The organism is Vibrio sp. D417a (genome assembly GCF_030248595.1).
In the GTDB taxonomy this organism is placed as follows: Bacteria; Pseudomonadota; Gammaproteobacteria; order Enterobacterales; family Vibrionaceae; genus Vibrio; species Vibrio alginolyticus.
This window is the reverse complement of record NZ_JAHGAM010000057.1, coordinates 1-1,031: the sequence shown is the minus strand read 5'-3', so window position 1 is coordinate 1,031 and position 1,031 is coordinate 1. Positions and strand designations below refer to the sequence as shown.

The following is a 1,031-nucleotide window of genomic DNA, read 5'->3' as shown; positions in this document are numbered from 1 at the left end:
AAAAGCGAAGGTCATCCCTTCGCTTTTTTGTACTTATTTGTGCCGTCCTAAATAAGGTTGACACTTTCCACCCCCAAAATTGGAGAGTGTTATGAAATCAACAACTAAAAGAACTCAGCGCGATTACTCCCTCGCTTTTAAACTCACTGTAGTTGATGAGGTTGAAAAAGGAAGCCTCACTTACAAACAAGCCCAAGAGAAGTATGGCATCCAAGGTTGCTCTACGGTTTTGGTTTGGCTTCGTAAGCATGGTCGACTAGATTGGTCTAAAGGGACACCTAACTTTATGTCCAAAGGAGACTCTATGGCCGAGTTCAATTTACCTCCTACACCAGAGCAACGTATTAAAGAGCTTGAGAAGCAGCTCGAAGATGCTCAACTCAAAGCCGACTTCTTTGAAGCTGTCGTGAACGTTATGGAACGTGACTATGGTGTTAGAGTGACAAAAAAGCACAAAGAAGCGTTGTCCAAGAGAAAACCATAGTAGGTTTGAGCGTTACGAAGTTTTGTCAGTTAGTACAAATCTCTCGCCAAGCTTATTATAAGCAATGCCAAACTCAATCTCGTTGTGAACATCATGAGCATGCTGTCATTGGCTTTGTCCGTGAAGTCAGGCTGAAGCAGCCACGCATTGGCACGCGTAAACTGAAGTTCTTAGCAGCAACAAAGGGCATTCAAATAGGTCGCGATAAGCTCTTTGAACTTCTCAGAAAGCATCGGCTGTTAGTGAGAGCAAGACGAGCCTATCACCGAACGACTGACAGCCGTCATCGATTTTTCTGTCACCCAAACAAAGTGAAAGATGGGCTGACACCAACGAAGCCAGAACAACTGTGGGTTGCTGATATTACTTACTTGCCAACTCAAAATGGAGAGAGTTATCTCAGCTTGGTTACAGACGCTTATTCAAGGAAGATTGTTGGTTTTTATGTGGATGACAACATGAAAACTCAATCAGTTAAGCGGGCATTTATCTCAGCTCTCAGGCAACGGCAGAGTGAAGAAAAGCTAATACACCACTCAGATAGAGG

At 43.6% G+C, this 1,031-nt stretch carries 1 pseudogene; it reads left to right on the top strand.

Going from position 1 to position 1,031, the window contains the following annotated elements:
* Nucleotides 1–91: 91 nt before the first annotated feature.
* Nucleotides 92–1,031 (top strand): annotated as a pseudogene (locus KI742_RS23365) (IS3 family transposase); the annotation flags it as partial.